We start from the raw sequence: 7626 nt of genomic DNA, 5'->3' as shown, positions 1-7626 counted from the left end.
CGGGTCGGCCGACCCGTGCCACCCGCCCTGCTCCCCGACGAGCAGATCCTCAGGGAAGTGATCAATGGACTCCGTGCGCTCTGACAGCGCGAACGCCCAGGTGCTCGCGCTGAAGATCCTGGTCGCCGGCGGCTTCGGCGTCGGCAAGACCACCCTGGTCGGGTCGGTGAGCGAGATCCGGCCGCTGCGGACCGAGGAGCAGCTGACGCAGGCCGGTGCGGCCGTGGACGACCTGGGCGGGGTGGAGCAGAAGACCACCACCACGGTGGCGATGGACTTCGGCCGGATCACCATCAGGGAGGGACTGTCGGTCTACCTCTTCGGCACCCCGGGGCAGGACCGCTTCTGGTTCCTGTGGGACGAGCTCGCCCAGGGTTCGCTGGGGGCGGTGGTGCTGGCCGACACCCGGCGGCTGGACGACTGCTTCCCGGCGGTCGACTTCTTCGAGCACCGGGGCATCCCGTTCGTGGTCGCCGTCAACCGCTTCTCGGGGGCGCCCGAGCATGCGGCGGAGGAGGTGTCCCGGGCCCTGGACCTCGACCCCGGGACTCCGGTGATGGTCTGTGACGCCCGCCGCCGTGCGTCCGGCAAGGAGGTGCTGATCCGGCTGGTGGAGCACGCCGGCCGGGTGCACGCCGCCCGGCTGCTGGACGCCTCCACCGGCTGATCCGCCGAGGCGGCAGGGGCCGCGGACGCGAAGCCGCGCCCGTCCACCGGGGGAGGGAGGACGGGCGCGGTGCCGAGGGGGTGTCAGACCTCCGCGGGGGCCGGCGCCTGGGCGGGTACGGAGCCCTGCTCCTCCGCCGCCGGCTGCGCGGCCTCGTTGAGCGAGGTCTCGTCGAACGGCAGCCGGCCGGCCAGCACGGCGTCCGCCCGCTCACGGTCCAGCTCCCTGGTCCAGTGGCCGATCAGCACGGTGGCGACCGCGTTGCCCGCGAAGTTGGTGAGCGCGCGCGCCTCCGACATGAAGCGGTCGATGCCGACGATGAGGCCGACACCGTCGACCAGTTCGGGCCGGTGCGACTGGAGGCCGCCGGCCAGGGTGGCCATACCGGCGCCGGAGACCCCGGCCGCGCCCTTGGAGGCGATCACCATGAAGAGCAGCAGCCCGATCTGCTGGCCGGCGGAGAGCGGCCGGTCCATCGCCTCGGCGATGAAGAGCGAGGCCATGGTGAGGTAGATGGCGGTGCCGTCCAGGTTGAAGGAGTAGCCGGTCGGCACGGTGATGCCGGCGACCGGGCGGCTCACTCCCAGGTGCTCCATCTTGGCGATCAGGCGCGGCAGCGCGCTCTCCGAGGAGGAGGTGGAGAGGATCAGCAGGAACTCCCGGCCCAGATAGCGCAGCAGCTGCACGATGTTGATGCCGGTGACCAGGCGCAGCAGCCCGCCGAGGATGATCCCCACGAAGATCAGGCAGGTGGCGTAGAAGGCCAGCATGACCATGGCCAGGCTCTTCAGCGCGTCCAGGCCCGTCGCGCCGACCAGTGCCGCCATGGCGCCGAAGGCACCCACCGGAGCCGCCCACATGATCATCTGCATCACCCGGAAGACCAGCCGCTCCAGGTGCTTCACCCCGCGCAGCACGGGCTCGCCCAGCGGCCCCATCGCCTGCAGGGCGAAGCCCACCAGCAGGGCCACCAGCAGGGTCTGCAGCACCTGGCCCTCGGTCAGGGCGGAGAGCAGCGAGGTGGGGACGATGCCCACCAGGAAGTCCGTGGTGCTCTCCGCGGAGGTCCCGGCCTGCGCCTGCCCGGCCTTGCTCAGCGCCTCGGTGAGGTGCAGCCCGGCCCCGGGGTGGACCAGGTTGCCCACGACCAGGCCGATGGCCAGGGCCACCGTGGACATCACCATGAAGTAGCCAATGGTGAGGCCGCCGACGGCGCCGACCTTGGCGGCGCTGCGTACCGAGCCGATGCCCAGCACGATGGTGCAGAAGATCACCGGGCTGATCATCATCTTGATCAGATTGACGAAGGCGGTGCCCAGCGGCTTGAGGTCCACGGCCACGCCCGGTGCGGCCAGACCCAGCAGAACGCCGGCGACCACTGCGCCGATCACCGCGAGGTAGAGATAGTGGGTGGTGTCCCGGCGGCGGCCCGGCACGGGGCCCGCCTCGGGGGCGGCGGACGACATGAGCGGCTCCTCGGCCCCGGCGGCACTGCCGGGGCGGGTCGACGGACGATCCTGGGGGGCGGATCGCTCCGACTATGGGCGCCGGCGTGAGCCACGTCACGTTTGCGTTCATAACGTTCACGCCCGCCCGTCCCCCGGGGCGCGGGGGCGCACGGGGGCCGAGGCAGACTGTGGGGCATGAGCCCGCTCCCCGTCCGCCTCTGGCGCCGCTGCCGTGCCCTGCTGCGCGGCCGCCGCCGCAGCCTGGCCGGGCAGCTCTTCGCGGTGCAGACGGTGATCGTCGCGGTGGTGGTCGCGGTCGGCGCCACCCTGGCCTACCTCAGCGCCGCCGGGCGCGCCCAGGATGCGGCCTTCCACCAGGCCCGCGCCGTGGCCGTCGCCGTCGCCGACTCACCCGCCGTCCTCGCCGCGGTCCGCAGCCCCGACCCCTCGGCCGCGCTCCAGCCGTACGCCGCCCGGGTCGACCGGGACTCCGGTGTGGACTTCGTCACCATCATGGACACCCGGGGCATCCGCTGGACGCACCCCGACCCCGCCCAGATAGGCAGGCCCTACCTGGGCAACATCCGGCAGGCCCTCGCCGGGCAGACCTACCGCGAGACCTACACCGGCACCCTCGGCCTCTCCGTCCGCGTGGTCACCCCGGTCCGTGATCCGCAGGGCCGGATCGCCGCCCTGGTGAGCGCCGGCATCACCGTGCAGAACATCAACGCCGGACTGCGCCCGCTGCTGCTCACCATGGTCTGCGTCGCCGCGGCCGCCCTCGCCCTCGGCGGCCTCGGCACCTATGTCGCCAACGCCCGGCTGCGGCGCCACACCCACGGAATGAACGCCACCCAGCTCAGCCGGATGTACGAGTACCACCAGGCCACCCTGCACTCGGTGCGCGAGGGGCTGCTGCTGCTCGACGGCGGCCACCGGGTGGCGCTCTGCAACGACGCCGCCCGCGCCCTGCTCGGCCTCCCTGAGGGCGCCGCCGGCCGCCGGGTGGACCGGCTGGGGCTGCCGGGCTCCCTCACCGCCGCCCTCATGGAGGTCCCGCCCCGCCGGGACGAGGTGCACCTCACCGAGGAGCGGGTGGTGGTGGTCAACACCTCCGCCATCGGCGACGGACGCAGCGGCAGTCTCGGCACCGTGGTCACCCTGCGCGACCACACCGAACTGCAGTCGCTGGCGGGCGAGCTGGACTCCGTACGGGGCTTCGCCGAGGCGCTGCGCTCCCAGGCCCACGAGGCCGCCAACCGGCTGCACACGGTGGTCTCGCTGATCGAGCTCGGCCGCACCGCCGAAGCCGTGGAGTTCGCCACCGCCGAGCTGGCCCTCGCCCAGGAGCTCACCGACCGCGTCGTCGGCGCCCTCTCCGAACCGGTCCTGGCCGCCCTGCTGCTCGGCAAGGCCGCCCAGGCCGCCGAGCGCGGCGTCGAGCTCACCCTCACCGAGGACAGCTGGATCGACGACCGGGTCCTGCCTCCCGGGCTCGACGCCCGAGACCTGGTCACCGTCCTCGGCAACCTGGTGGACAACGCGGTGGACGCCGCCATCGGGAACGCCGCCCACCACGTCGGCCCACCCGCCGTCACGGTCACCGCCCGCACCGAGGAGGGCGTACTGCTGCTGCGGGTCGCCGACACCGGACCCGGCCTGGACCCCGGCGACGCCCCGCAGGTCTTCGAACGCGGCTGGTCCACCAAGCACCAGCCGGACCCCGGCCGCGCCCACGGCCGCGGCCTCGGTCTGGCCCTGGTCGCCCAGACCGTCCGGCGCTTCGGCGGCACCGTCGAGGTCGGCCGGGACACCGGGGCCGTCTTCACCGTCCGGCTCCCCCTCGACCGGGCGCCGCGCGCGGCCGCGGCACCATGACCGCCGCAACCGCAACCGCAGCGGCCGCCGGAGCGGCGAGGACCACAGGATCAGGCCCGGCCGCCGGAGCGGCGAGGACCACCGGACCAGCGACGACCACCGGAGCAGTAATGACCGCAGAACCCGCCATCTCCGTGCTGATCGTCGAGGACGACCCGGTGGCCGCCGCCGCCCACACCCTGTACGTCCGGCGCGCCCGAGGCTTCCGGCCGGCCGGCACCGTCCACACCGCGGCCGCCGCCCTGCACTTCCTGGAACGCCACCGGGCCGAGGGCACCCCCGTCGACCTGCTGCTGCTGGACCTCTACCTGCCCGACGGGCACGGTCTGCAGCTCTGCCGGAGCCTGCGCGCCGCCGGCCACACCACCGACGTCATCGCGGTGACCTCCGCCCGTGACCTGGGGATGGTGCGGCAGGCGGTCTCGGCGGGGGTGGTCCAGTACCTGCTGAAGCCGTTCAGCAGCGCCGCCCTCCACGACCGGCTGGAACGGTACGCCCGGTTCCGCGACACCCTGGCCCGCTCCGGAGAGGCCACCGGGCAGGCCGAGGTGGACCGGGCCTTCGCCGTCCTGCGCACCCCCGACCGCAGCGACCTGCCCAAGGGGCTCAGCGCCCCCACGCTGGACGCCGTCACCGCCGCCCTCCGCCAGGCCGGCGGAGGCCTCTCCGCGGGCGCGCTCGCCATCGAGGTCGGGGTCTCCCGGATCACCGCCCGCCGCTATCTGGAACACCTGGTCGCCGTCGGTCTCGCCGCTCGGGAGCCGCAGTACGGCCAGGTCGGCCGCCCCGAGCTCAGCTACCGCTGGCAGCCCCCGGCCCCCTGACCGGCTCCGTCCGGGGCGGGGCCCCGGCTGCGGGTGGCGAGGGCGAGATAGCGGTCGTCCCGGTCGGTGTAGTGGGTCAGGGCCCAGCCGGCGGCGGCGAGCAGGGGACGCAGCCGGGGCTCGGCGCGCAGGTCGTCCGGGGTGACGCGGCGGCCGTGCCGGGCGGCCAGGGCTGCCCGTCCGATCGGGTGGAACAGGGCGAGCCGTCCGCCCGGCCGGGTGACGCGGGCCAGTTCGGCCAGCGCCCGGGCCGGGTCCGGCAGATGGGAGACCAGCCCGGCGGCGAAGACCGCATCCAGAGCCGCGCCGGGGAGCGGCAGCCGTGCGCAGTCGGCGACCAGCAGCGCGGCCGCCGCGGTGCGGCCCTTGGCCGCGGCGGTGCGCAGCATGGCCGGGGTCAGGTCGGCGCCGAGCACGGTGCCGGAGGCGCCGACCGCCGCACGCAGGTCCGGCAGGGCGCGGCCGGTCCCGCAGCCGGCGTCCAGCACGGCCTGACCCGGCGTCAGTTCCAGCGCGGCGACGGCCTCCCGGTAGCGCGGACCGTCGTCGGGGAAGCGCACCTCCCAGTCCGCCGCCCGGGGGGTGAAGAACGTCCGCGTACGGGTGTGCCCGGCCCGGGCCGCCACCAGCGCGGCGAACCGGTCCAGCACCTCGTCGCGCCACGGGGCCAGCCGGGCCAGCCGCTCGGGCGCCTCCCTCAGCAGGTCGGCCCCCTCGCCGCCGCGGCCGTCCCCGGCCAGCTGGGCGGCGAAGACCCGTACGGTCTCCGGCTGCGCCTCCAGATGGAACTGCACCCCCCAGGCGGCCCCGCCCACGCGGAACGCCTGCACCCGGTAGCGCTCCCCGGTGGCCAGCAGCACGGCTTCGGGCGGCAACGCCATGGTGTCGCTGTGCCACTGGAGCACCCGGTGTTCCGCGCTCTGCGGCGACCCGGCGAAGAGCGGGTCGCCGGCGGCGGCCGGGGTCGGCCGTACCGGCTCCCAGCCCAGCTCCGTCCCCGCCGCGCCCTGCAGGGCGGCTCCGCCGGCGGCCTCGGCCAGCAGCTGGGCACCCAGGCAGATGCCGAGGACCGGCAGGTCGGCGGCCAGAGCGGCGCGCAGCAGGCCGAGCTCGGCGCGGCGGGAGGGGAACCCCTGGTCGCTCCAGGCGTCCTGGGGTCCGCCCAGCAGCACCAGGGCGTCCGTGCCGTCCGGGACCGCCTGCGGGACCTCGTCGCCCGCCTGGGTGCGGCAGTGCCGCACCTCCAGGCCCGCCCGCAGCAGCGCGTCGGCCACCGCATAGGGGCCCTCGCCCGCGTTGTGCTCGACCACCAGGACCGCCACCGGTCCTCCCTCCGTGCCCGTTCTCGCCCCGCCCCCGCAGCCTACGGCCGCGACGGGGCGGTGGCGGCGGTGAGCAGATGGCTGCTGACGCCCAGCAGCGACGGCTCGGACTCGGTGCGCCGGACCGCGTCCAGGGCCATGGCGCGCCGGGCCGGGTCGTCCAGCCACTCCACCACGTCGCCCATCAGCCAGGCGGCGCCCTCGACACCGTACTGCCCGGTCGTGACCAGGCCCGCCTCGGCGAACTCGGCCGGCACCTCGTCGGGACGGTGGAAGTAGGCGGTGGTGAACGTCGCCTCCGGTCCGATGGACCGAGTACGACCGTCATCCACGGTGGCGTGCACCCGGGCCTGGGTCGCGGCGTCGAAGTACCGGCCCTGGTTGAGCAGGTCATGGAGTCCGGCCCAGCGGTTGATCGTGGCGGCCACCACCAGCCCGCCCGGCCGTGCCACCCGGGCTGCCTCGGCCAGTGCGGCCACCCGGTCGGCGCGCTCGGTGAGGTGGTAGAGCGGGCCCAGCAGCAGCACCGCGTCGGCCGAGCCGTCGGCCGCGGGCAGCGAACGGGCGTCCCCGTGCCGGGCGGTGACCCCGGGGAGTTCCGCGGCCTGGGCGACATGGAGCGGTACCGGGTCCAGCAGCTCCACCCGGTAGCCGTCCGCCGCGAGCCAGGCCGCGTGCACCCCGCTGCCCCCGCCGACGTCCAGCACCCGGGCGGGCGCGGGCGGCAGCAGGCGGCGCAGGACGTCCTGGGTGCGCCAGAACTCCAGCCGCCCGGCCCCGCTGCGCAGCCGGGCGTCCTCCTGGCCCCGGGCGTAGTAGGCGAGGATCTCTTCCGGGACGGGCGGGTGCGCGGCGGCGAGCGGCTCGGTCATGGCACGTACCCTGGCCGACCCGCCGCTGGGCGGCAACCGGTATTCGGCCCGCTTTGCGCGGGTCAGCCCTGGTCGCGGGCGAGCCGGTCGAGCCCTTCGAGCAGGCCGGGCAGCTCTTTGCCGCGGCCGACGGGCAGTACCTCGCCGGGCTCGTCGTCGAGGAGCAGGAAGGCGATGTCGTCGGTACGGGCGACCAGGCTCCACCCCGGGCCGTCGGCGCGTACGGTCCGGGCGTCCTCCCCGGCGGGGCCGGAGCGGACCCGGCCGGCCGGCGGCGGCGTCGTCAGATAGTCGGCGGCCTCGGCCAGCGCATGTGCGATGCCGGGGTGCCCGGGTCCGCTGCCGGAGTCGGTGAACCGCACCTCGGCGGTCTGCTGCCGCCACTGGTGCCAGTTGCGGCCGACCTCGTCGGCGCCCAGGCGACGCTGCGCCGGGCCCCAGGCCGCGGGGTCGGGCGGGGTCAGCAGCGGGCCCTCGGCGTCGGCGGTGGTCGTGCGGGTCGGGGATGCCGGGGGTCTGGACGGCCAGCTCCAGCGGCCAGCCGGCGAGGCTGGCGACCACGGACCGCTCCGGCGGCTCCAGCTCGTACTCCAGCCCGCAGTCCCAGGCGGCGAC

The 7626-nt window shown here is 75.4% G+C and carries 6 protein-coding genes and 2 pseudogenes; 4 read left to right on the top strand and 4 right to left on the bottom strand.

Annotated elements, in window-relative coordinates:
• Nucleotides 1-84 (top strand): annotated as a pseudogene (locus AOK09_RS42790) (DUF742 domain-containing protein); the annotation flags it as partial.
• The gene (locus AOK09_RS33275) at nt 65-667 is read left to right on the top strand and encodes a GTP-binding protein (RefSeq protein ID WP_055590948.1); all 603 of its coding nucleotides are present in this window, start codon (nt 65-67) and stop codon (nt 665-667) included. The pseudogene AOK09_RS42790 and the gene AOK09_RS33275, both read left to right, overlap by 20 nt.
• Nucleotides 668-750: 83 nt before the next feature.
• Here the strand turns inward: AOK09_RS33275 and AOK09_RS33270 are convergent, their stop codons facing one another.
• Entirely contained in the window at nt 751-2133 is a 1383-nt protein-coding gene (locus AOK09_RS33270) for a cation:dicarboxylate symporter family transporter (RefSeq protein WP_055590947.1), read from the bottom strand.
• 177 nt (nt 2134-2310) lie between these two features.
• On the opposite strand from AOK09_RS33270, the gene AOK09_RS33265 reads away from it, so the two are divergent.
• Together AOK09_RS33265 and AOK09_RS33260 are read left to right on the top strand one after the other, a co-directional pair.
• Entirely contained in the window at nt 2311-3993 is a 1683-nt protein-coding gene (locus AOK09_RS33265; protein ID WP_055590946.1) for a sensor histidine kinase, read from the top strand.
• 110 nt (nt 3994-4103) lie between these two features.
• Entirely contained in the window at nt 4104-4817 is a 714-nt protein-coding gene (locus tag AOK09_RS33260) for a response regulator (protein WP_055590945.1), read from the top strand.
• Here AOK09_RS33260 and AOK09_RS38545 read toward each other — a convergent pair.
• The 3 genes and pseudogenes from AOK09_RS38545 to AOK09_RS41480 form a co-directional block, all read right to left on the bottom strand.
• On the bottom strand, nt 4790-6139 hold the full coding sequence (locus AOK09_RS38545; protein WP_079063629.1) for a methyltransferase domain-containing protein: 1350 nt from the start codon (nt 6137-6139) through the stop codon (nt 4790-4792). The two genes, AOK09_RS33260 and AOK09_RS38545, sit on opposite strands and share 28 nt — an antisense overlap.
• A gap of 41 nt (nt 6140-6180) precedes the next feature.
• Nucleotides 6181-7011 carry a class I SAM-dependent methyltransferase gene (locus tag AOK09_RS33250; protein WP_055590944.1) on the bottom strand — a complete coding sequence of 277 codons (831 nt, stop codon included), beginning with the start codon at nt 7009-7011 and terminating at the stop codon, nt 6181-6183.
• A gap of 62 nt (nt 7012-7073) precedes the next feature.
• A pseudogene (locus AOK09_RS41480) lies at nt 7074-7626 on the bottom strand (hypothetical protein); the annotation flags it as partial.

Origin of the sequence: Peterkaempfera griseoplana, assembly GCF_001418575.1 — a bacterium.
In the GTDB taxonomy this organism is placed as follows: domain Bacteria; phylum Actinomycetota; class Actinomycetes; order Streptomycetales; family Streptomycetaceae; genus Peterkaempfera; species Peterkaempfera griseoplana.
Note: the sequence above shows the minus strand (reverse complement) of the source record. Positions and strands in the feature narration are given on the sequence as shown.

What these genes read in the sequence shown, in the direction of transcription:
- AOK09_RS33260 (WP_055590945.1), top strand. Translation starts at nt 4,104, where the DNA reads ATGACCGCAGAACCCGCCATCTCCGTGCTGATCGTCGAGGACGACCCG.
- AOK09_RS33275 (WP_055590948.1), top strand. Translation starts at nt 65, where the DNA reads ATGGACTCCGTGCGCTCTGACAGCGCGAACGCCCAGGTGCTCGCGCTG.
- AOK09_RS33250 (WP_055590944.1), bottom strand. Translation starts at nt 7,011, where the DNA reads ATGACCGAGCCGCTCGCCGCCGCGCACCCGCCCGTCCCGGAAGAGATC.
- AOK09_RS33270 (WP_055590947.1), bottom strand. Translation starts at nt 2,133, where the DNA reads ATGTCGTCCGCCGCCCCCGAGGCGGGCCCCGTGCCGGGCCGCCGCCGG.
- AOK09_RS33265 (WP_055590946.1), top strand. Translation starts at nt 2,311, where the DNA reads ATGAGCCCGCTCCCCGTCCGCCTCTGGCGCCGCTGCCGTGCCCTGCTG.